The 26,536-nt window shown below is 65.9% G+C and carries 1 protein-coding gene (running past both ends of the window); it reads left to right on the top strand.

Every position in this 26,536-nt window falls within one protein-coding gene, locus OHB12_RS02500, for an inositol monophosphatase family protein (RefSeq protein WP_327115748.1), read on the top strand. The gene is 85,926 nt long; 47,252 of those nucleotides lie to the left of the window and 12,138 to its right, leaving coding positions 47,253–73,788 in view — codons 15,751 (partial) to 24,596 (complete); the first complete codon in view begins at nucleotide 2. Both codon boundaries (start and stop) fall beyond the window edges.

The following is a 26,536-nucleotide window of genomic DNA, read 5'->3' on the forward strand; positions in this document are numbered from 1 at the left end:
GGCTGGGCCTGGTGAGGTGGGCGGTTCTTGGGGGCGCGATGGTGGGCCTGTTGACGATGGAGTGGCCCCGGCTGAAACTCCCCGAGCCACCGGGCCAGCCGATTCGGCAGGAAGCGGTGGGGAGGACCCCTCGTCGCAGCCGCGTGAGATGCAGGCGGTGCCGGTATGGGGCATGGTCGGAGCAGACGGGGACTGGGAGCGGCAGCTCCTCTCCAAAGCAGCCGACACAGTTATCGTCGTGGCGGTCATCGACGAGTACGGCAAGGTGCGTGTGTGGGGCGGCGAAGCCGACACGTCGGCGCTCTTGACGGAGGTTGCGCGGCGCGCCGCGATCGAGGGGAAAACCCTCATCGTGCGCCCGGGATTCCTCGCTGACGGCGATGATGCGGTGCGGGAACATGCCCGATGGATGATGTCGGAGTGCGTCGCGGCGATGCACGGGAGCGGAGTCCGATTCGGTTTCGCGAGTGCGGATTGGCCCGCACTCGAGGCGGCGACGGAGGTAGCGCCGGACGCGCCTCGGGTGTACATGATCCACGCGCACGCAGCCCACCTCGACACCGCGGCGCTGACTTCCGCCCATCAGGATGCCGATACTCAGGTCGCGTTCTTCGGGGTGGTCACCGAGGATCAGGCGCGCCGGGCGATCGATCTCGGTGCGGACGTGATCGCGGCGGAGGACGCCGCGGTAGTGGCGCGCTTTGCCGCCGCGCATCCGATCGTCCGCCGGGCGGTCGACCTTGGTGCGGACGTGATCGCGGCGGAGGACGCCGCGGTAGTGGCTCCTTTTGACGCCGCGGATTCGATCGTCGCGGCGTCCGGAATCGGAACGCCCAGTGCCGTGCCGACAATCGGTTCCCTCGAACCGGAGGACCGTGCGACCGGGCGGCTCGCAGAATTCGAGATCCGAAAAGACCTCACCGAGGTCACTCCTGACGCCGTGGACGAGGCGGTCGCCGCAGGTGCGAATGTGCTCGGCGTCGAGCTGTGGTGGGACCGCGATGTTCCGATGACCGCGCACATCGGCGGCGGCCCCGCTATGCCGCTGGCCGAATTGGAAAGGCTGACGGCCGGCAAAGCAGTGGGATTGGCGCTGCGGGTTTCCGGTCGGGGAGGGCGCGCACCGAAGCCGGCGCTGACGAAGTTCCTGACGTGTGCCGCGGTGATGGCTCGGCCCGGCGCCGCACCGTATCGGTTCGAGCTGGATCCCAGGCGGGATTCCCGAACCATCCGGGCATTGGCGCGTGACAAGCGGATTACCGCGGGCATCGCCGCGGTGATGACGTCGGAGGAATACATCTCCGACCGCGAGCTCGACGAACTGCGCGACATGGGCGCGACCATGATCGTCTTGTCCGTCGAGGGAGCCACGCGCGACATCGTGCGTCGGGCGACCTCTCGCGCGCATTGGCTGGGCCGCAACATCTCCGAGGATCCCGGACCCCGGCCCTTCCGGTCGCTGCCGGTCGTCGTGGAGGGCGAAGTCCTCAGCCCCGCACATGCCCAGAAAATGCGCGACCGCGGCATTCTCGGAGTGAGCACCGCATTACCGGACCGCATGAGTGACCTGACCTCCGGTCGCGTCCCCGACTCGGAACCCAGCGCCGCGCTCCGCTTCTACTACGCCGATGACGGCCGGATTGTGGCGGCCGTACCGGATTCACCAACGCCGATTCCGATATCCCTCGCGCTGCCACACGTGGCGGAATCCATCGGGGGCGACGTGCTGAGGCTGGAAGTCGACTCGGATGGCCTCTCGGCTCGGCAGGTGCGGTCTCTGGTGACCGCCGTCGATGCGAAGACGCTGCCGCCGCACCAGTGGGTGAGCGGTAGCCGGCACGTGCTCGCTGCCGCGCAGGCGGTGGATCCGGACGCCGATCGTATCCTCGTCGTTCCCCCTGGCGGAAAGCCCAACCGCCGAGCCCTCGCCCACGCCACCATGGTGTCCGTCGACCTAGCCGATGTGAGCGCCGACCTTTTGATGGTGGTTGATGTGCCGGTGGTGGTCACTGGCATCGGTCAACCCTCCGACGCCGCACGGGTCGCGGCGCTGGGGCTGATTCCGCAGCACCATCCGGTGCCGGAACCGCAACTGCCACAGCCACGTCCGAAGTCGCGACGTTTCGAGAACGCGAGCATGCGTCTGCTGCGTTCCTTCCGTGGCCGCACAACCGAGGATCTGGCCGCGGCGCTGGAATCCGGTGCGCATACCGTCATCGTCGACGTCTCACGAATCGACGGGGTGCCTGTGCTCGCCGCCGAGGGACAGCGGCCGAACATGACACTGCTCGACATTGATGCGATCCCACTAGCCCATGTCTTGCGCATGGCGAAGGAACGCGACGTCGAGGTGTTGGTTCGACCGGTCGGCGACCTTCGGTGGGATCCCGACATGACCATGGCAATGCTGCGACGCTCCGGGGTCGCGGGCGGGTTGGTCGTTTCGCACGCCGACATCGCCCGTCGAGCGAAAAAGTCTCTCCCCCAAATGGATGTGGTGTTGGGCACGGACGGGTTGTATTCCGATCGAAATTGTTTGGTCGGTAGTCCCGGCAGACCGAACCTGCGACGTATGGGCATCACATCAGCGTTGTATTCATCGCTGTTCGACATCGTGGGCGAGGAATGGGACCGGAAGAGTGTGCAGCTGATCCGCAAACGTGGGGTGGCAGTGTTGGCTGTCGATCCGCCATCCGCCGCACGTGCCCGCGCCTTGATCGAATATGGTGCCGTCGGGCTGTGCTACGACGAATCCTGGGATCCGGACACGGTCGCGGCACACGTGGCCGCTGTCGACAAGCCGGCCGCGGCTGCAGCTCGCGGAGCCGGGTCCAGAAGGGAAACCGGTAGCGCTCCGGCATCGCCGGACGGGTCCGCCGACCTGCGGGCCCTGACCAGCCAATACGGTGACAGCGATGTGGAGTTCGTCTCCAAGCATGCTGCGTTCATATCCCTGGACGGGAAGCGGACACTTGTGGTCGTTGTCCCGCCCGGCAGCACCGAATCGACGCAGCGCGGCATCGCATTCGAGGCCCTGGCCCAGCTGGCTGAAAGTAACCTCCCTCGGCGCACTCGTCAGCAGCTGCAGTTCTGGTACCCCGATACCGATGCGTTGTCGGCGCCGCATTCCTTCCAGTTCGACGATGTAGCGGCGCAAGCCGATGAAGCGGGCTTCGTTCGCAGGGTGCCGCTGATGACCGACCGGAGCGGCTTGTGGCGCGACGCCGCGGGCGAACTGTGGAATTTCGGGCATTCAGACCATAATTGGGGCCGCCACACTGACCGGCCGGATCAGCGGGAGGCAGCGCCGATCGGATCGCAGCATCCGCAATCCCGTCGGCCCTCCGGTGCTGCGCGGTCCACGAGTTCCGAAGACATTCCGGAAGATGGTAATTCGGAGTCAGAGCTGGATGCTGATGTCTCAGTTGTCGAGGTCGCCGCCGAACCGCCCGCCGGGGACAAAACTTCCGCCGACTCCGATGTTTTGGACGCCGCCGACGCCACCGCCGCGAGTGTCCAACTCATCGGCCCCGTCGCGCAGGACATTTCGATTCGAGCGGGCCGCTACGACGTCATGGCCCTGGCGGACCGCGGCGCCGAAGGTCTGCGGCATGCCCTGGCCTCGGGAGCGCCGACAGTGCGCGTGCCGGTGATGATCACCTCCGACGGGAAGGTGGTTTCGGTGTGTGCGCCTGCTGGCGTGCCTGATGCCACGTCCGTCGCGGAGTGGGTGCGTGGAAAATCGCTCGACGAACTGAGGGCTGACGGTGTCGAGGTGACGCTGTTGTCGGAGGTGGCCGCGCAGGTGGCGGGTGCTGCGTATCCGGTGGTTTTGGATGTGCGTCTCGATACCGAAAGCTCCTGGCGGGATGGTGAGATCGCCGATTTCGTTGGCGCGCTGGAGGATGCGGTGTCGGATTCCGGTGTGCGGTATCAGGTGTCGAGTCTCGATGAGCGGGTATGGAAGAACGCTCCGGACGGTGTCGACGTGATCGCGATTTTCGGGCCGGAGGCCGGCGAGGATGCCGTGGCCACTGCCAGCGCGGCCGGGGTGTCCGCGCTGTCGGTGACCCACGAGCAGTCCCGCACAGCGACACTGTTTGCGGCCAAGGGGCTTCCGGTGCAGGTGCGGTTCGATTCCGAACCGGATGTGGCCGAGATCCGCCGGTTGATGGCGATGGGTGTGTCGGGCTTCGAGACCATGAATCCTGAACGGGTAGTCGAAGCGGCGGTGGACTCCATGCCGTCACGGGTCGCGTCCGCTCCCGCCGCGGTCGCCGGGCCGATCGAATCGCTTCGCCTGGCTGATGCGGCGTTGGAGAGCGAGTCGCAGCCCGCCGAATATGTTGTGCAGGTCGGCCCGTCCACGCTGTCCTCGCTGGAGCGTGCGGCGAGGGCAGTGGCAGGCAGTGGCGCCACGCTGGTTGTGGCTGTCTCGGCCGGGCCCGGCGGTGCGACCGAGATGGTGAAATCGGTGCTGGCCGTGGTGAACCGGCATGAGCTGAAGATCCGGTTGGAGAGCGACGATCCCCGCGTCGTCAAGGCCGCCGACGCGCTGGCGCCGAATCTCGCTCGCGGTCTCGTTGTGCGCGTCAGTGAGGGGATGAGCAAACGAGAGATCCTGACTCGAACGCGTAAGTCAGGCGCCACACTGCTGGTCGTCGACAGCGCGACCCCGGATTCGGTGGCCGAACTCGTGCGGGCCGCGGGCGCTCTTCCGGTGATCGCGATCGCGGACCAGGCAGGGAGCGAGATAGCGGATCTGCTGACGATCCAGGGGCTCTACGGTGTCCGTGCGCACCGAGCGGATCAGGTCGGCCGGGCACGGGCCGAGCTACGGGAACCATTGACGCGCAACGACCACGATGTGACCGCGGTCGCGGGGGCGAGTCTCGCCGTCATCCGCCGTACCTTGCCCGAACTGTCGACGGTACGGGGACTCATTGCTACCCACCGTTATCTGAAGGGGGAGACTGCGGCGGAAGCCGCCTCGGCGCTGGATATCAGGACCATTCGAAACCGGACCTATGCCGCGCTCGAGCGGGAAACCTCGAAGGCCATCGCAGAGGTGACCGATTCCGGCCCGATCGCTGATCCGGAGTCGTCCGCTCCGTACGAGGTGCTCGTCCGGGGCCAGCGGTGGTCCATCTGGGCGCGCGCGGTGGTCCTGGCCAATGTTGCGGAAAGACTGCGTGCCGCCCCCGGACTCAGTGCGGCACAGATCGAGGCCGCCTCCGTCGCCACCCAGCGTCTCTTGGAAATGATGGAATCGGGCACGGTCGCCGACCGGCGGCTCACCGTCACTGTGCTCGACGATGGTATCCGGATCGAACTGGCGAGCCCTGGCGCATTGTCCGCGGAGATCATGACGGCACAGACCTGGGTGCGGACCCTCGACCCGGCAACCGCGACCTGGGGTGTCGAGTCGCGGGCGGACGGGGATACGGCGTGGTTCGAAATGCGGCAGCCGCCTGCCGAAGTAATGCATCGGCCGGAGAACGACAGCTACGCCGCCGACGCTGAGGAGCTCTTCGAACTGGTCGCCTATGTTTTGGGCGCGCCCGCGTCACCGGAACCGGGCCCGCAAGCTCTCCTGCTCGGACTTCTCAGCGCTCTGACCGCGAGTGGCGATCCAGACGATGTTTTCACCGCTACCGATGAGCACGGCCGCCGGGTTTTCATCGACAACCCGTTGAGCCGAACTGCCGTTGCCGAATACCGAAGCATCCTTGCGCCACTGCAATCACGCTTTGAAGAGCACGGTCACGGAGAGTTGTTCACCGCGATGATTGCCCGGCTCGACGAGATCGAGGCGCACGCGACTGGAGTCATCGACTGGATCCCTCCCGCACCCGTTCGGAGTCCAGCACCCTCGCCCGACCCCGTCATCCGCACCCGCTCGCCATGGACGCACCGGCCGAAACGCCGGACCGTTCTTCGAGTGGTGCAGATGATAACTGCGGCCACCTATCTGGCTGGTGTTTCCCGCGACAGTTCCTATGGCTCCTTCGGTCTGGGCGAGGACGTGCTGAAGCTGGCAAAGATGTCGCCTGATATGTGGGATCGGCTACAGCGCGTGCTGGGTACGGGTTACGAGATCGAGTACGGCGACGTGCCGGAAGGCGCGGATGGCGTGCATCGAGGGAGGCGGATCGACGACGAGATCCACCTCCGTCGCGCGTTGCGCGCGCTGGACGGGCGCTCGACGGCGGTGCTGGCTCATGAACTGGGCCATGCCACGGGTGTGCAAATAGACACCACCGCCGAGCCGCCCCAACGTGGAGAATCCTTCCGGGATTGGATCAAACGTCAGCTACGTAAGAAGTTCACCAACGAGGCCGAGGCGAACTTGGTGTGTGCCCGAGCCCGCCACGAGATCCTCGTCAACGCCGGAATCGACATCCAGGCACGCCAGGTCCACGGTGCGGACGGCGTTCGTCTTCAGGTGGACAACGCCTTCGAGAACGACACGTATGCCCGTGTCGTTCGTGGCGAGATCACCTGGGACCAAGCCCGCGAACTGGTCACCGACCATTTGATGCGGGACTTCGACCAGGCATACGAGGACAACTTCGAGAGGCACGGCGTCTGGTATCAGGACTACGGCCGCGAATACACCGACGAGTGGTACCGGCTGCTCGACATCACGGTGCGGACCGGCCTCGGCCCCGACGTCGACGCATTGGTGTGGAAGTCGCGCTCGCTGCTCGATGACGTGGCCGAACTGCTGAATACCGGCTGGACGATCCGGTACGTCGAAGACGCCCCGAGCTATATCGATACCGAACGCAACGAGATCGGCCTCACGGGCTACCTCGCCGACGACCCGGGGCAGGCAGTGTGGGTGCTGGCCGCGTTCGTTGCTAAGGCGCGCGGCGGAACCGTAGATGTAGAGGTGCAGCCACCGACCGAGGGCATGACCCGGGAGGAGTGGATCGAACGGGAAATGCGGCGGAAGCTCACGCCCGAAGCGGTGGAGTTGTTGTCGGGGGCGCAGGCGTGGTGGGAAATCGACCAGACCGACGGCACCGACATCGGCAGCTACACCCGCGAGACTTACGAAACCGACAAGGATTACGGCGAACTCGACGTCATCGGCGAGGTTATGAACGGCGACCTCGACTGGTGGGAAGGAGTGGCACGGGTACTGGACGAAATGGTCGCCGACCGCACGGCGCCACGTCAGAGGAAACTCCGCCGGTCTATTGAGGCCCGCTGGCATGAAGAGCCCGAGTTCGAGTCGTTCCATTCAGACCCAGTCCCTCCCGATGCGGGCGCTCCGGATCCAGTCCCTTCAGCCGACTCCTTCGAACATCCACCACACGACGACTCTCCCCTGCCACCAAATAACTCAGGCGGTAATTACGCACCCATCGCTGGGGCAGTCTTCGGCGTGGGTGATCGAACGGCGGAACAGCCGCCCCAGCGGACTAAACGGATAGACCGGTTGGGCGGTTGGAGTGGTCCTGATCGGAAGATGTTCAGAGGGCCGGATGGTCACTCAGATATCCCGAGGTTCGTTGACGGCAACCCTGGTACGGCCGCCGAATTGCCCGCCGAGAACGACGATCCGGAACCCGATTCACCTATCGAAGACTCGGCCACCCTCCTCGCCGATCACACCTTGCAACTCGCGCAGGCCGCTGCCGAGGCGGCCGGAGATGCCGTGCGTGTGCGCGCGATCGAGAGGTTGCGCGAGAACGTGAAACGGCTATACGCCGAATTCCGCAAGGAAGCCGCGACACTGGCGAGTACAAGTGCGGAATACTCGGAGCTCCTCCACGAGCAGCTCGGCGGAAATCGCTATTACCCCATTCCGAGGGAGCCCGGTCTTCACGCAACTCGTGAACTGCGGCAACTGCTGGCCCAGCTCGACGAGGAACTGTATCGCGACCACGAGGCGGCGGAAGTCGAGTCCGACGCGGCAGTGTCCGGTGAGGTCGAAGCGGAACTGACACGCTGGCACCAGCTGGTCACAGAACTGCTCGCCGCGTCTGTCGGCTACGAGCAAGCCGGTAAGGGTCGCCTCCAAGCATACGAGAGTTTGTGGTCGTACACCGAATTGACCAGAGACGAAGCCCTACTCGACCGCACGCTGGAACAGACGGCCAGATGGCAACTCCGCGAGGCGACCAAGGAAAAGGTGCTCCAGATCGCCGCGGCGCAATCCGATGGCGGCCGAGTCGAGCGTGCCGACAGACCGTTGATGGGCACACTGCTGACGGTGATCGATGCCGCGTTGCGGTTCGACTCCCAGGTCGAGGTCACGCCGGTCGGCGGCGGTGAGATCGACGTCGAGGTACGCGACGGCGACGGCACCCTCCGGTTGCGGGTGCGGTGGCAGACGCTCGCGCCGGGATCGTTGCGCGTCGATTCGGGCGACTCGTCCACGCCAGCCGAGCAGGCACAACTGTGGGCGACGGTCGTCGCGAGCCTGACCACCGACAACCAGCGCAGTAAGTTTGCGTCGCGCTGGGTGCGGGCGGCTCTGGCCAACGGTTGGTCGAAGCCGATGTGGCTGGACGTGGACGGCCGAACAGGCGTGACCACGATTCGTGACACCGAGGTCGCGGGCGAGGAGTCGCTGCGGTTCGAGTTCGGCGAGGACGGGCGTATCGACTTCGACGGTTCAGTAGGCGACGGCGCCGGTGATCTTGCCGCGCTGGTGGAAAGTCTCCTGAGCGCCGAACAGCACGGCAGCAGCGCGCCGGAAGTGGGCGGTTGGCTGACCGAGGCCCTGCGGATGCACCCGCACGTTCGCGTGGTGGCCGAGCCGGGTACCCAGGCGCGCATCGATTTCATCGCCGGTGCGGGCGCGGACATCGGCGTCGATGACCTTGCCGCGCTGGTGGAAAATCTCGTGATCGCCGAGCACGGCGGCATCCCGCCGAGGATGGCCGGTTGGGTGTCGCAGTGGGTGACCGAGGCGCTGCGGGTGCACCCGCAGCTTCGTGTAGTGGTCGAGCCGGGTACCCGGCTGCGCATCGAGTTCGGCGGCGAGCAGAGCTGGCACACTCTGACATCGCTGGGCGGTGGCCACGGGTGGAAAGCCGAGTGGTCCAAGCCAGCTGACCTGAACGCCGACGACGTGCGGGAGGCCGCGCGCGGTCAGCTGGCGAACGGATGGATGGCGGACTGGCCCGGCGATCAGCATCTTGCCGACCCGCTGAGCCCGGTCAAGCGGTTCGAGGAGCTGTCGAAGCTGCTGCGCAATGGAGGAACGGCTACTGCCGAGCTGACGCTCGACCCGACCACCCACCAGCGCCGGATCGATGTGACGTGGTCGGGACGAAGCACCGCGCGTGACGAGCCCTACCAGGAGCCGGCGAACTCCCTGCTCGAGTATCTCCACGAGGACCTCGCGGCAACGAAAGCCCAACTGGAACTTGCCGAATCGCAGCTGCGTCCGAACACCGCGGACGAGGCGGGCTTGATCGAGATCGCCAATAAGATCCGCAATCGGCGTGCGGAACGGGACAGTGCCGACGCACGACGGGCGGCGGCCGCTCAGCGGGTCGAGGACGCCGAGAACGCTCGTGATCGTGCCATGGAAGAAGGCCGCGACGCCGACGCATTCACCGAAGGGATATGGGTTTTCGTCCAGCGTGCGGCTGCGGACGAGTACGAGGACCAGGTAGTGAGGGCGAAGGCTGGAATCAACAGCCTCATGGACCAGGCAGCCATCACCTACAAACTCCGTGAGGACAGTGAGATCGAGGCTCTCGCGGATGCGACCGGCATCGAGGATCCGCAGCAGCTGCTCTCCGGTCCCGCGGCGGCGGTACTCAGCGATCAGGGCCGTGCGATCGTAGGGCGGCTGGTCGCCGAGAAGCGCGTCGCGCAGATGCGAGAGCGTTACGAGGACCTGGTCCGCGCCGTGGAGAACGCGCTCTCCGAGCAGACCGAATCCGCAGCGGACACGGAACCCGCTACCGACGCGGGATCCGAGCCGGAAGCTGAGGCGGTCGACCCGGATGGGCTCGACCTCGCGATGGAAGCGCTGCTGACCCGGGTGCAGGAGGCGACCCCGTCGGGTGCGGAGTGGAATCTCACGGTCCTGATCGACGAGGAGCTGGACAAGCTGGTCCGCTACCTCACACGTTCGCAGGCCGAGCGACCCACTCAGGTCAAGAATCTGAACACGCCCAACGTCTACGCCGACGGCCCGGACAGCCACCGGATACAGGCTCGTCAGCGGGTCACAGGGATCTTCGGGAACAAGAAGGGACGCAAAGCGCTGAAGGTGGCGCTGCTGGAGGAGCTGGTCGATCCGCAGCAGCGGGCCCTGCTGGTCGCCGATATCCGCGAACGGGCGGCTCAGGATGCACGCGTGCGCGAGATCGACTCCCGCCCGTTCTACGAGTCCACGACCAGCCGCGCCGACCAGATGAGCGCGGCCCAGGCGACGGTCCGCAACCGCTTCATCGATGTTGTCGCGGAACAGTTACGCGGCCAGCTGCTCTCCGACGAGATCGTGGACTTCCACCTCGTCAGCACCGAGCTCGCGGCGCAACACCTGAACGGTCTGTTGCCGGCCAAGCCGATCATCGTGGACGACGACCTCGAGGCGATGATCAATGCCGTCGTGGATGTGGCCGATTCGGCGTACATGACGGCGGTGGCGAACGCGGACCTGACGGAATGGACGCGGACCTGGGCGACCGGCAAGAAAGCCGAGGTGGAAGGCGACACCCGGGCGACACTCGCGGACACCGAGGACCGAGTCACCGGGCTGCTGGCCGAGGCCGAGGCCGCACTCCGGGCGATGCTGCCGGACGGCGCCGCCACGGACCTCGCCACCTGGTTGCGCGACAACGGATTCGATGTCTCCGGGGAAGCGATCTATCAGGTTCTCGTCAACCATGTGCTCGGTGGGCCGTTCCCCGAGTTCGAGTTCTTCGGCCCGTACACCGCCAAGGCGGCCCGGCTCGCCGTCGAGTTGGAGGGCCCTCCCCCCGGCCCGTACACCACCAAGGCGGCGCGGCTCGCCGTCGGCGCGAACGGCGAGCCCGCCGTCACCGCGTTCATCAAGGACACGACGCTGGACGAGAAGCTGGGGATGCTCCTCGACGCGCTCACCTACAAGGTCCTCGGTGGCCGGGCGCACGTGATCATGCTGCTGGATCGGATCCATGCCGAGGTCGGCGACGAGAACCCGCACATCAAGGAAATCCGCGAAAAGCTGGGCAAGAAGCCGTTCCTGGTCGCGAAGGTCGAGGTGATCAACAACGAGGACGGCACCCGCACCTACAAACGCACCTACACCCGGCCCGCGATGGAGAGCGTGGTCCGCTGGGAACTGGAGGCCCGCCGCCACGGCATCGCCGCACCGCACATCCTCATCGTCGACGAGGGTGAAGTCGACATCAACGCCTTCGTCAAGTACCTCCGCGACGTGGCCACCTACCCGGACAACGAACTCGAGGTCTGGGACGAAGAGGACAAGAGTGTCTGGGCGGGCTACCCCGGCGGCAAGGTGATGATCCGCGACCAATTCGGCGAAGGCACCTGCGAGGGCCTGGATCTCGCCGTCTACAGCCGCGACAAGCTGGCCCGCGTGCGGAACGGAAACGCCGGTTCCGCGGTGTATTTGGCCGAGGTGTTGCGGGAGCAGATGGTTCCCGTGGAAGCGATCAACAAGCAACTCGGCTATCCGTACAACTCCGGTGTTCTCACCTATCCCGGCAGCACCGCCGAGTCTCGCCCCGGGAGCATGGCCGAGACCAACCCTCAGCTCGTTCTCGCGGCTATGCACTACATGTACCTGACCGTGGTCAAGCAGGCCCTCGTGCGTATTCGCGCGGAGATCAACGATCCCGAGAAATTCGTCGAATTGATCGGCACCCGCCGGTCCGCCGGCCGCACCGACATGGGTGGTGCGCAGAAGTTCCTCAAGAATCCGCCGGAGGAGTGGAAGAAGGACCGACGGTCACCCGAGCAACTGCGGGCCGCTTTGCGGCGGTTGAAGGACCAGTTGGATGCGGCGATATCCCAGGCGGAACGCGGCAGGTCGTTCGGTGCGGATCATCTCCCGGGGGATGAGGGTTTCGGGACGTCGAACCGTCCACCTTGGAAGCAGCCGCTGCGCGGTGGGCGGCACCCGGTCGGGCGGCCGAGTCCGAAGCCGGACCCGAACACCGCTGGTACGGAAGCCAACTCCGTCGCCGTACCCGGTGACCCGGCCCCTGATGCGCCGGTCCCGGCATCCGTCCTGGCTGAACTGGAAGCATGGTTCGCGGACCTGCGCCGGCTCGACAGCGGCGCAGCGCTGACCGGTCTGCGGAAGGTGTGGGAATTCCTTTCCGCCGACCGGGTTTCGGCGTCCGGCTCGAGTAACCAGCCCGCCCCCGAGGCGACCATCGTGCTCGGGAACCCCGCTACTGCGCGATCGATCGCGGCGGTGTTCTGGAATCACTATGTCGACAACCCCGATCTCCGAGGTAAGCCTGTCGTTGTGTCCGGTTATCGAGGCCCGGAATCGGCTGCGGCCGAATCGACCATCATCAGCGAGGAGCTGGCGGCCTACGACGCACAGTCCGAGCTGCGGATCATCGAGGAGTCGGAAGCATCGACCACGTGGGAGAACATCGACTTCTCCATGGAGAAGCTGAAGGTCGACGGTAGGTATCCCACATCCGTCCGGTTCCTCTCCAACCCACACCACCTTCGTCGTACCAAGGCATTGGCCGAGAAATGGGTCGCGGACAAGCGACGGAATGGGGAGATCGACTACGAGATTCACATCTCTGTGGCCGCAATCGATGTGCCCGTCGAAACCTACCTCGCCTACGGGATGCGGCATTACGGCCCCGTTACCGATGACCCGACCGAGACCACTCCCGCTCTGAACGAAACCCTGCTCGCCATTCTGTTCGAGATGAAGGGAGCGATCGACCTCCCGAACGAGCAGGTCATCGCCGATCAGAACATCCCTGACGAGGTGCGGGACGCCTTCGACCTGCTCGCCACGGCCTTTCCTCGCCTGTACCACGTGGAGGTACGGGAGCTGGCCGAGGCCGCATTCGGTCCTTGGCCGATCGCGGAGGCTGTCATCGAGAAGGTGCTCGCGAAGGCCGAACAGCTGGTGGCCGAAACCTACCGGGCGCAAGGCACTCTCGACAGTCTGCTCGAGCGGGGGATCGGGCAGTGGCTGCTCGGGGATCTGGCGCCGTCGGTGATCGAGTCGACGATCGCGCAAGGCGAACTCGAGGGCCTGGACACCGCTGCCGAGCCGCTGACGGTCCGTGGGCTGGTCGGCACATGTCCTTGGAAGGACGCGATAACCCGCAAGGGGCCGCGAGTAGTGCAGGTCGATGTGAAGTTGGACAAAGACGGCGACCGGATGTGTCTGGCCGGCACCGACACCACACTGACAGAGGTCGCCCAGCATGCCGCTTACTGCGGCGTGGCACTGTCGGTCCGCATTGTTGCCGAGGCCGGGATCGATAGCGAACGCGCCCGGGGCCTGGTCGGCGCTTGCGTGCTGGCGACGGATGGGATCGCGCCGATCGCCGAGTTCGTCGCCGACGACTGGACGGTGCTGGATGCCGTCGGAGAGATCGCGCCGGATTCGCGGCAGGCTTACCTGATCACGGTGGATCGGACAATCGACGTTCGACTGCTGTGGAATGCGCTGCGCCGAAAGGACATCCCGGTGATCGCCCGCGCCGGCGGGGCCACGGACATCGCGCGTGCCTTGGATCTCGGTGTCGATGGCATTGTGTCGGCCGAGCCCGATGCGGCCGCTCGAGTGGTGAACAGCCATCCGACAACACACCTCGAGCGCCGCCGCCCGGCCCGGATGTCGTGGCCGGACTTCGAGGTGCAGACCCAATTGGGCGAGGCGAGCCCGGATGGTGTCGATCGCGTGTTGCGGAGCGGCGCGAACGTGATCCACGCTGAGCTGCGGTGGTTCCGCGGTGTGCCGATGGTGTTCCCGGTCGGCCGGAACTGGGACGAACCGGCAGACTATGAGCAGGCCCGAGCACACGGGATGATGCCGCTCGACGAGTTCGCCCGCCGACTCGTCGGATGGCCGATCGCGGTGTCGTTGCAGGTCGGTGACGAGCCGTATCGAGAGATGCCGGATGCCCGCAACGGCGTACTGGCCGTCGAAGCGATTCTGGCCCGCAGCGGGATCGCCACACGCCTCGAAGGGTTCCGTGACCGCAATGTGGCCCGGCTGATGTCCGAAGACGATGATGTGCATTCCTCGGTGGGCATGTGGCCCGACACCCTGGATGCCTCGTCGATGCGTTTCGCGAAGAAGCACAACATCACCACCTGGACGGTTCCGGTCGGCTACATAGACGCGGATCTCCTCGGTCGCGCTCGCAAATACAGGATCGCCGTCATAGCCGACCGAGTCGATAACCTGGACACCGGAATCGCGTTGAAAGCCGCAGGCGTTGCCGGTATCACGACGTCCGCGCCGGACCGGATGAAACAGCTCGTCACCGAACATGAGCACTGGCAACCCTCGGCGATCGGGCCGGATCCGAGTACGGCGGCCGAACGGCCGAAGTCCCACCCGGTGCCGGTAACCGCGGTCGGCGACCATGCCGGAACCGAGGGCCTGCGTCGAGTCCTGCGCGACGACGTCGCCGCAGTGCGACTGCGTGTGGGCTGGACGGCGGATCTCGGACTTATCACCGCGGATCCCGGATTCATCGCTGTGGAGGATCGGGACATCGTTGTCGTCCCCGAACCTGTCACCGGGACCGCGACCATGACGCAGGTCCATCTACGCGACCTCGGTTGCTTCAGCTTGGCCGAGGCGCTGTCGGTGATCGATGATTCCGGCTGGGACGGAAATATCGTGCTGGAGTTGGTGACCGAGGGGCTGACCAGAGATCAGGTGAACGAGTTCACCAAGGATCTCCGTCGCCGGATGACGGATGTGGCATACAGCTTCGCGAGTCCGGACCCGGACGTGCTGCAGCTACACCTCCGCAAGAATCGTTATCCAGAGGAGCATCGGAAGAAGGTGCTTGTCGTGCCGCGCGGTGGCACGATTCCTGAGTTCAGGTCGCCCCGGCTCATGCCGACCGTGTCGGTGGACCGCGCCGATGTCACCACCGACCTGGTGCGCGATGTCGGCCGGGCTCTGCTCGTGCGCGTTGACAGTCCAGAAGATGCAGTCCGCATGATGGCGTTGGGACTGAGGGTGCAGACGCGGCACCCGGAGCTGCTGCCCGAGCGGCCGCTTCCGGTTCACGGGCCGCGCATCGCGGAGCCCGCGGCATCGCGGGAGCTGATCTATGAGACCTGGCCTTCGTATCAGGCCGAGCGCATGGTCGAGCGTTTCGTCCGCGGTCTGGAATCCGGTGCCTCGATGATCAGGGTGGATGTCTCGGTAGTGGACGGTGTCCCGGTACTCGCGGGGCTGGAAACATTCGGTGCCGGAACGGCTTTCGTGGACACCAAGGCGTTGCCGCTGGCGCACGCGATACGCCTGGCCGAGCAGCAAGGCCAGCGGCTGATGGCCGTCCCTCGAAATCTCGACCGGGCAGAGCTGATTATGGTGCTGGCGCTCCTGCACCGGCCGGCAGATTCGGACCTCCACCATGCGGTGGTGGTCGGCGACGCCGCCACGGCGAAGCAGGTCCGCAAGTTCACTCCGAATGTGCAGTTGGCCACTGACCTGCGTGACAGCAAACTGCACAAGCACACGGCCCGCCGCAAGGCGAAAGTCGGCATGGTGCTGGTCGAAATGGATTCGGCCGGTAAGTATTTGGCCGAGGGCGGTGCGGGGAGCCTGGCAGGCAACGACGAGTCGGTGATCGTCGTGAATCCGATCGGACCGCTGATGCGTTCGCTGGCTCCAACCGGTGTCGCCGGATTCTGCTACTCGGCAAAAGACTGGGAAGGTGAAGGTGATCCGTTCCTCGCATCCCAACTGAAGCGGGTCACCCGCCGGCCGGAATTCGAGGACGTGGAATTCGTCTCCCCGCGAGCCGGATTCGCTACTGAGGGTGGGCAGCGCAAGGTGCTGGTGCTCGTTGCTCCCGGCAACGACAAGGCGGCTCGTCGTGCGGCTGTATTCGACGCGCTGCGGCTGACGGAACTCGCCGCGATGGTCGGAGAACAACCGACGCCGGTGGGGCTGTGGCTGATCCGAGCCGGCGGTGTGGTCGTGCATGTGGAAGACATCAGCGCCATGCGCCACGGCTCGACGGCATTACTGCTCGACGAGGACGGGCAGTGGCGCGATGCCGAGGGCGCAGTGCACACCGCCGGCATCGATGCGGATTCGACCGACCGCCCTCCCCATGCGCCGCTGAGCTCGCCTGCGGACGCTGCGACAGTCCATGCTGCCGGACGGGATCTGCTGACCGCAATGGGTGCTGGTCCGCTGTCGGATCAGGTTGGCTGGCGCGGTGTCGATTCCAATATGGAACTGATTGTTCTGGAGCAGCAAGCCGGGGAGTTGGTAGAGGAAGGCTACCGGCGCCGGATGGTGCTCGAAGCGCTGACCGCTGAACGGTCCGCGATAGAAGCGGTGGAGCGCGCATTGCTGCGCAAGCGTGGGTCCGGCGGCGTCGGGCACGGTAGTAGGGCCGGCCGTGAGGTGTGGGGGATACCGGTTACCTATTACCAGACCGGTGCGGATTCCAACGCGATCGCTGAGACGGCCGAACTCCTCGTCGATGGCAGTGCGGTGTACCTCCGGGTCGGGGGTGCCGAGAACGACTGGTACGACCGAGATGGTGCGCGGGTGGACCCGCAGGTCATCGCCGATGTTCGGAATGCGTTGTCGCGGAAGACTACTGGTCCTCGCTCGGATGGTTTGTTCTCGCTGATGGGCGGTATGGGTTCCGAAGAACCTCGGGACGAGCCCAATGAGAATAGCGACGACAGGACTTCCATCGAACTGCCGTCTCTGGTGGTTGGCACGGGCGCCACCCCCGAGGAGGCGGCAGCTCAGGCCGCGTGGTGGGTCGGCGGGCAGTTGTCCGGGCACCCCTGGGAGTCGCCCGAGCGAATCGGCTATGCGCAGCGGCGCGTGCAGGCGTTGGTGATCGCGGCGCTGCACGCGGGCGCGGAATCGGCGACCGTGACGGTGTCGGTGGTGGAACTCATTGGCGCGCTGGCCGCTAACGTCACGGTTGAGGGTGCTGGCACCGTGTCCCCGGTGGTGTTTGTCGCGCCGCTGGCCGAGGATGATCGGTCGTGGTTCAGGCCGGTGGTGCCCGCGCGGGGGGTGCCGCAGAGCGAATTCTTCGCCGCCCTGCGGCGGTTCTCCGCGCGGGTGCGTGACGCCGAACGCCCACCCGATCCGGATGCTGCCCGCGTGGAGGCCTGGCGGTTGACCAGCGGCGTCGACAAGCTGCGACTGCTCGCCTGGGATCCGCCGATGGTGCTGGAATGCCGCGACGGCGTGGGTATGACGGCGATGACCGCCTCGTGGCGCGATCAGGCGCTGCGCCGTGGGTTGGATGAGGCCGTCGCTGAGCTGGAAGCGCTGCCGGAACTCGACGACGTGACCCGCCAGGAGCTGGACGAAATACGGGCGGTACTGCGGGCATTGCAGCGTGTCGACGATTGGGCGGCCGAGCAGGACGGCAACCAGAAGGTGTACCTGACGCGCGTGGACCCGAGAACCGGCTACGTGGAGATCGCTGTCGGCGACGACCTCGACACTGCCGAGTGCATCGACATTCACACTGTCACCGACACACCCGTCACCCGGGTCTCCGACGCCCTGGACCTTGTCCTGGGCCAACACGCCGGCCGGCAGAGTCACGACGCCAAGGCGGGCCGTCTGCGGCGGCGTGCGTCGCTGCTGCGCCTTATCCCGCTTTCCAGCCCGGACGTCGAAACCCTGGTTGCCGCCCGCGACGACGACCTGCGCGCTGGTCGCGAGTACTACACGGGCCAGCAGCTCGGTGCCGTCGACCCGGTGATCGAGACGTTCACCCATACCCTCACCGACCTCCGTGAACTATCCGGCACCTGGAACCTGCCGTCTGCCCAACCCGCCCCGGCGGACCCCCGCTGGACGCAAGCACTGCTCGGCTACCCACGTCTCGACGCCCCGATCCTGCTGGGCGTGGCCTCGGTCGTAGCGGATGGTGTGGCCAAGCTGAGCCTCGGCGACGCCAACGATTTCGCCGACAGCTGGTTCGGCTTCGAGCTGGCTACCGGCCTCGGCCGGGACTGGCAGCGCGTCGGCGCGGGCCAGCCGTTCGAATCGGTCGACGACGTCGCGTACTGGGTAGCCGAAACCGGTTACCCCGCAGTGATTTCCACCGACACAGGCACCCGGATGCTGCACCGCGGCGGAGACGGGGTGGTGCGCGAATTCAACCCCGCCGACGTCCACCCTTTCACCTTCTACTCCGCCGTCTACGGCCCGGATGCCTTCTACGACATCCTCACCCGCCCCGGCCAACCGGCCTACCGCACCGACCACCGCACCCCCACCATCGACGAACACATCGCCGTGATCACGCTCGGCCCTGGCGGCGGGCACCCCGAAGTCGATATCGACAACCCCGATGCCCCCGCCGGTGCTTTGGGCAATGGCCCCGATCCTGTCGCGGTCGTGTCACCTGCGGAGCCGCCGGCACCCACCGCCACAACTACTCCGAATGGCGGCCCTGAGGACAGCCCCACTTCCGCCAACGGCCCAGCAGCCGAAGTCGAGGGTATGGCGCCCGAAGCGTCCCAGGAAGATTCGACGTCGGATCGCGCTATGAGTGGGCCGCGGAGGCGGGTTCTCGAGTTCGCGGTGGAGGTCTGGGACGAGGACAGCCCGGAGGCCAGGCTGATCCGGACCGTAGATGATGGGCGCTGGTCGGATGCGGTGGCCATGCTGAAGATCTCGCACCCGGATCTGTATGCCGTGTTTGCGGGCAGTTTCGTGCAGAAGAACGTGCCCGATGCCCACCTGGTGCGTGTGACCGGGTACAGGCTCGAGGAAATGCCATACCGCCGGGCCGATGCAGTGACGGAATTGGTCCGTCACCTGGGTTCGCTCGGCGATGTCACGGCCGTCAGTGACGGCGTCACGGTCCTCGCACTGGTAGAGGAGCCTGACGGGGAAGCAGCCGTGCGTAGGGCAATTGATCTGCTCAGCCCGTCCATCGCAAGGGTCGCAGCAGCGGCATTCCTGGAGGGCAATTCGGACGCCGAAATTACGCAGTCAACTGGGTTCCTGCGTAAGACAGTGGAGATGAACCGGCGAAAAGGCGCGAAGCAGATTATCGAATTGATCGTTGCCGAGCGTCTTTTCGAAGAAGTTCAGTACAACGATCCGGAGCGGTTCGCATGTGCGCTGGATCTGCTCACGCCGGATGAGGCGGATGTTTTCAGGGTTCGGTATCTGGATCCAGCGCGCAACTCGGTTGCCGCAACCGCTCTGGCGACCGATTTGAGTGAAAAGGCGATATCGCCGCTGTTCTGGAACGCACTCCATCAGGTAGTCGACGTCCTGTCCGGTGGCGAGTGCCCGCCCGCCCGGATCGCTCAGGCGACTGTCAACTGGGCCATGCGTCACAACCGGAAACTGGTCAAAGAGCTCGTTGGGCGACTGACTGCACCAGGCCAGCAGGCGGCGTTCCGGCAGCGGTATCTGGCGAGCAAGTCGGTCAAGGAATCCGCCAAGGCGCTCGATACCACCGCGTCCTCGTTCAGGCCGCAGCTCAGCGATGCGGTCGGTAACGTGGCTGAGCTGCTGCGTGCCGCTAGCGCGGCGAACGGTGTAGCAGGCGAGGTCGACGGTGCGGGCGGTCCCGCGATCCGTCTTGGTGGCTCGGACTTCGTAGCGTCGCCGCCATTCACCGAGGGTGGCGCGGAGCCGCCGATCCACCTCGTCCGCATTCTAGGCCAGGTTCAGGACGCGCAGCTGCTGCTGCAAGATGGCAATGGAGCGAACGTCTGTTTGGAGACGGAACTCGAGTTCATCGCCGCACACCTGTCACCGCATGTGCGTGCACGGCTGCGGGATCCGTTGACCATCAAGGCGCTCCGTGACCCGGTCGCGCACGACCGCGGGATCACTTTCCCTGCGGCGGCGATGTTGCTGGGTGCGGAGATCGCCGACGGATTGGTCCCGTTGCGAGATATAGCGCAGCGGGTGGCTCGTGCGGGTGGCTTCTCGGTAGCGGCGGTGCTGAATCGTCCTGGTGCGCAACCAGGTGAAGCGCAGTGGCATGTGTTGACGTTGTATCGCGCGGACATGCTCGGTGCGAAGGACGCTGCCGGCAACCCCGACAAAACGGTGCGGATTCACGAGTGGGTCTACCCCGTCGATGAAGACGGCACCCGGCTGCAGGGGCCGCCGCTGGAGCGCGATGAGGAATTCGACGCGACCGAGCACTACCCGGATGTGGAGGCCCGCCACTACGACTTCGATATCGAGGGCGATCCGGTCGATCTGATCCGGGCCGGCGGGCTGCCGGACCTCGGCCGTGGCTATCCGGAAGGTGGACGCATCGGCGCACCTGAACCGCGCCGCGGACCCGACGTCAAGGATGAGGCGGAACCGAATGTCGCGATCGGGCCATCGTTGGACCGGCTGCGCCGAGAAGCCGAGGCGGCACGGGACGTCGACAAGCACCGGATGGGTGCGCGGATCAGTGGTATCAATCGGTTGGAAATGGCGCTGCGGGAAGCGCATTCGATCCGCGCGGACGCCGGTGCGCGATACGGTGCGCTGCTCGCCGAACTGGACGACAGTTCGATTCCGGAGGTGCCGGGACCGGAATCGGCAGCCTGGATCGCTCATCTGCGGGACGTGGCAGCCCGGGAACTGGAGGAGATGTTCCGGCGCGGTACGGCATTCGTACCCGCAGACGTTGTGCGCCGGTACTCGATGCTGGTCGAGCTCGCCGAGGTGGTGGAAACCAGCGATCGCCGGGATCAGCAGGTCCAACGGTCCGCCCAACTGGCCGGCCAATTCGAGGATCTCGCACGGCGCATCGGAGTCGACTTGACGGAGCGGGAATTCGATGCCGAACTGGCGCGGATGCCGTCCGTGGAAGTCGAGCAGCCGCCCCGTAATCCGCTGGTCGAATTCCTTGTGACCGTCCGGAAATTGGCCGACCAGGAAGTACGGCTCTCATCACTCTGGACGGGATTCGTCGATGCCGATGCTGGTGGGCAGCAGGAACTCGTTGTAGTGGTCCCCGCCGACTACGACGAAACCGCCCGGCGGGCACTGGTTTCCGACCTCTGCGAAAACCATGCGGCCACTGCTACGCTCGTCGCGAACCAAGCCGATCTGACCGTGCGGTACTGGCAGGTCGGTGCGGACGTCCCGGACACCCACACCGACGTGGTCCGCATGGTCGGGAGCACGGTGCTTGTGGACCAGCCGCTTGGCGGTGACGATTGGGCTGACCATGTCGATCCCGAGCGGGTGGCCGCATTGCTCGGCGAGGAAGTCGCCGATATCTGGCGCAACGATCCCGCCCGAGTGAAGCATTGGATCGCCGGGCTGGTGTCGCCTCAGCGACAAGTGTTGCGGCGGTTGTTGTGTGGTGACTCGCTGCGTGCAGCAGGCGACGTTATGGGCCGGGGATGGGAGTGGGTGCTTCCCCAGCAACAGGCGGACGCGATTTATCGGGTTCAGCGCCAGTTGGAATCGATGGGGATCGTGCGCGACGTCGCGGTAGCCGCCGAAGGCGCCAACCCTATGTACGAAGCGCCGAACGGCCAGCGTTCGGTGGCTGTCGATACCGAAACCGACGCCACCCCGGTCGCGCACTCCGCAGCCGAGCCGAGCCGGCGCTCGGACGCGGTCGATACGAGCACCGAAACCGGGCGGTCGGCGCTGGACGCTGAATTCCGGCCCGCTGGTGTCAGCGAGGCACCGGTCGACCGGTCGGCGCTGCCGGACAATATTGAGGACCTCGCGCGACGGGGCTCGATCTACTCCGATTCCCAGTCCCCGGCAGATCTGCGTTGGCGGTACCTCGCCGAACGTGCCGGATTCATCGTGCGGATCGAATCGGGCACTGCTGTCGGGAAGGCGGTGGGTCCGCGTGGCTTCGGCGTCCCGGCCGAGATGTTCGCCAACGCTGAGCAATTCACGTGTGCTGCGGCAGAAGTCGACACCTATTTGCGGCAGTGGAGCGACGCGCACGCGAATTCCGGCAGTGCGGGCGCCGCGGCACGAGTTGCGGACGTGATCAGGGCAGTGCTCGCCGCCGAGTACGCCGAAATCTCAGTGCACGAAGATCGGGAGTCGGGCACGTTGAAGGTCAGCATCACCGACCGGCGGGGCACCCTGTCCCTCGAGGTAGGGGTGCACACCGACCAGGTGGAGGCCCGATGGCAAATCGCCCATCCGCGCCCCGCGGACTGCGACATGATCGCGGCCCAATTGACAGCGCTCGCCCCAGCCGAAATGCACGACGGCATAGGCGCCTGGATGGTGACGGTATCCGGCTGGGGCGCAGCCGATTCATTCGACGTCAAAGCGATACGGGAACCGTCCGCCGGTGACCTGCGTGCGACCGCGTATGTACGCTTCCCCGACGAGCCCGAGACAGCCGTCGAGCTGGCCGACTTCGTCGACTCCGGTACAGAGACGCCGGACGGCGCCGCTTCCGCCGGGCCGGGAGGCGAGCCGAGCGATTCCGCGGCTGAGGGCACCGGTACGTACGAACGTTCCACGGTGGGGTCCGCCGCCGACGGCAACCCGGATAGTGCGCTCGCTGCCCTGGCGGATGCCGACGCGGATGGAGTGTCCGGTACGCGAGATAGTGAGAACGTTGCGCTGCCGAGTGGATCGGCGACCCTGCCGGATACCGACTCGTTGAGTTCGGATGATTCCGGTCGTGACGGGGGCGAACTCGAGAACAGCTCCGAGGTCGATGATGAGCGGCATCGAGCCCTGCGGATGCGGGGATTCGAGGGTAGCGATCCGGGTGCGGTCCGGTGGGCGATCGAGTCCGTCGAGGCGCTGCGATCAGAGCACAGTGTTGAGGTGGAGGGGATTCGGGTCGTCGGCGCGGGCGGCTGGGGTGTTGTCGATGGCGGCCGGAGTGCGATGGGCCGGTGGGTGAAGCTCTCGGCCGCCGAACTGACGGCGAATGCCACGCGGGATTCGGTGCGCGACCATGTGCGCACGGCGTTCGAGCGGATGCTCGCCGGACTCGCCGAGGGCGCGGCGGTCGATACCGCTGCGGTGCGCCCGGTGGTCGACGGTGTGCTTCCTGGCCCGCAGATCGAAATCGACGCCGACGGTGACATCGGTTCTGCCCCACGGCTTCTGCTCGCGCAGATGCGGCAGTATCGGCTGGAAGGCTGGGCCGAGGACATGGTGGCGTTGCTCAAGGACGCGTTGCGTTCGGCGAACCCCACCAGGTTCGAGTCCGAGGTGGACATCGTCCACTCGGTGCTCGAGATGCGTATTGCCGACGCCGACGTCGACGGCAATGTATTGACTGTCCGCGTCGAGAGCGACGGTCGGCTGCGGGCTACCGCGGAAGTCACTGCGGGGAGCCAACAGTGGATCGAGGTTGTCGAACGAGGTGTGCGGCTCCTGGAGGATCGGCAGGACATCGATTCGCGCGATCCGGCAAAACAGGCGGTTCCGCGGCTGCTCGAAGATCTTTCGGACCACGATCTCCAAGTAGAGATGGTTGTCGAGCCGACCAGCGACACCGCTGCTCTCGAGGTGTCGGTCACTGTGACCAGTGCCGTGCAGGACGCGCACCGCACGCAGAGCCGCGAGAGCCGGGCGCTCATCCGTCTGCTCGCTGACAGCTTCGACATGGAAATCAACCCGGTCGGCCCGGATGCGGGCGTCAACGAAGTGAAACTCGTTGTGTCCTACGGTGGTATCGGCCAGCTGTCCGGCGACTTCGTATCGGGCTGGGATGAGTCGCTCGAGTACCTGGTCCGGATCGACTTCGAACCCGACAATGCGGTGGCGTCGGCGGCGGAGGCCGAGGAAGAAATCCGGTCACTCACTCATGACTGGCCGACCGAACTGGCCGACGACGCCATCAAGGTGATGCGTCATCTGGTGACCGCGATCAGTGCGGCTGGTCGCAGCGGCACAATCTGTTTCGACGTCGATGAATCCGGCTTCACGTTGGTCGTCGATGACGGACGGGTCGATGCACCGTCGCGGGATGGCTCGCAGGTCATCGCCGGACTCTCCCCGGAATCACTTGTCCAGCGTGTCGCGGAGAGTCCGCTGCGTTCCGGCAGATTCATCGTCGGTCGCCGATACCTGTTCCAGCAACCGTGGACAGGCGGCCCGGATGGCATGGGCGAGGAAGATGACGGCCCGGGACCGAAGGGCGGGGGTGACGCCGGGCGCCTCCCCGTTCCGGATTCACGTGCGCCGAGCACGTCGACCGAGGAAGGACAGCCGGGCTCCGGTGACGAGCGGTCCGATCAGCCAGGCGACAGTTCGGACGTCGGCGGTGTGCGTTATTTCGACCCCAATCATGTGATGGGGGAGGGTCCGCCGGATTTGGCGCAGTTGGGTAGTCGGCCAGGGTATCAGCGTGGTCATGGACTTCCGCGGCCTCCGCGGCGTGGGCCCGGTGCGGGTGGCGGGTCGTTCGGTCGCAGGTCGGATGTTGGTGCGGAGAATGCGGATATTGCTGCGGCGCAGGAAGATCCGGCATCGAGGGAAAGCCCACCGGATTCCGGAGCCACCGAAGCCGATTCGCCGTCACCGGCCGGCGCTGGTGCCGTGGTGGATGGCGGCGAGGGCACCGCCGAATACGTGCTGGAAGCACGGTCCGAGGCCGATGTCTTCGCCGAATCATCTTCAGGTGGAGCTGATTCGCCGGACCGCGACAGTGCGCCGTCCGACATCGGGGACATCGGCCCCGCGGTCAGGATGATCTCGTACGAGCAAGTTTGTGTGCAGGCGTGGGAGCTGATTCTGGCTGCTGAGCGGTCGATGCCCGGTGGCGTCACCGGGCTGAATGATACTCAGCGGGGGACGCTGGAGGATCTGCTGGCGGGCGGCCACGACTCGGTCGTGGGGTGGGTCTCCTCCGCATCGTGGGCCGCCAAGAACGATGTGTGTGCGGTGGCCGATGCACTGACCCGTGGTGAACCCAGTGCCGAGGAGCAGTGGGCCGCGTTCCGCGGGATGCGCGGACGCGACGATGGCTCTTTCGAGGCGATCTGGGACGCCGTGGCGAAGGCGGACCAGCCTCGTGTGCTGCCCCGAATCATCGATGCGAAAAAGACAGTTGCCGACATCGCCGCGTCGCTGAAGATCAAACGACCGAATGTCGTTTCGGTCGCGCAGAACCGAGCACGCTCGGCGATGTTCGAGGCGTTGATTGCCAATGAGAACGCGGCCCGGCTGATCGTCACGGCCGATGTGGTGACGACCTTGCGCTGCCAGGACCCGGAGCGGGTGAGACGGTGGCGGCGGGACCCTGCCAACAAAGATATCTGGCCGGTGATCGACGGACTACTCGACCGGATATCGGTGGGCAGGATGGCCACCGCCTTGGATCGGGACGAAAACCTGATCAGGGTGGCGCGATACGGTGCCGTTCGGCGGCTGCTCGAACCCGATACTGCGGCAGGTTCTTTGCCGGACATCGATGTCAGCGGTCCCGATTCGCAAGATCAGGCCCCGAGATCCGCGACCGAAGAAGCCCTGCTCCTGGTGCGGGCAATGCAACGTCACCTTCCCAGTGTGATGTCCGGCGTGCTGGCCGGATTCGGTGGTGTGCGGGGACGTTTTCTCGCCGAGCAGGTCGAGTCGGGTTGGCCGCACGGCGGTGTGAAAGGCGGGATCCGTGCCAACGATCATGGTGGGCGTACTCGCTATCTGCTGGTGCTGGCCGAGCGCCTGGTGGCAGGAAAGACTCGCAGGGCATCGCACCTCAGCGAGTTGGCAGCAGCATTGGGCAGCGAAGCGTTCGAGACCGCCGCCGGGGCGGTGGATCCGGCGAACGCTGACCTCGTCCGGCGGTTCCTCGAACTGCGCGGGCGCAGGATGTCCGCGGCGGAGGCGCATGAGCGGCTCGCTGCCGAGGTCACGATCGGTGGTTGGCCGCTGAGCCCGGAAGCGGTGAAGCAGCGGGTGTATGGCGCGGCGTCAGCGATGCACAAAGTGCTGCCGGGGCGGGAGGTGACGGCGGAATCGGAATCTGTCGCGGGGAAGATCCATGCGCATGATCCGGCGCTGGTGGACAGCTGGCTCGCCGCCTTCACCTCTGATGTCGAGCGTGAGTGTGCGCGGCGGTTGATCAAGGAGCGGGAGTCGGTATCGGAGGTGGCCGCGGACTTCGAAAACCATGTCACCGAATACGAATTGGCGGCGTCGCGGTACCGGTGGCTGCGGCAGTTGCTCGAAGCGTTGCCGGTGGGGACAAATGAGCTGATGACCATCCCCGAGACGGTGGAGTCGGCCCATTCCGCTCCGCTGCGGGATATGGCGGCGATCGTCGCGCAGGAGGCGGCGCGGATCGTCCGGGACCGTTTCGGTGATCACGGCACCGTGGATACCAAGGATTCTTACGCGGATCTGGTCACCGAGGTCGATCGCCTCAGCGAAGGCCATATCCGCGGGCGTCTGGCCACGCTGCGCCCAGACGAT

Origin of the sequence: Nocardia sp. NBC_01730, assembly GCF_035920445.1 — a bacterium.
GTDB lineage: Bacteria > Actinomycetota > Actinomycetes > Mycobacteriales > Mycobacteriaceae > Nocardia.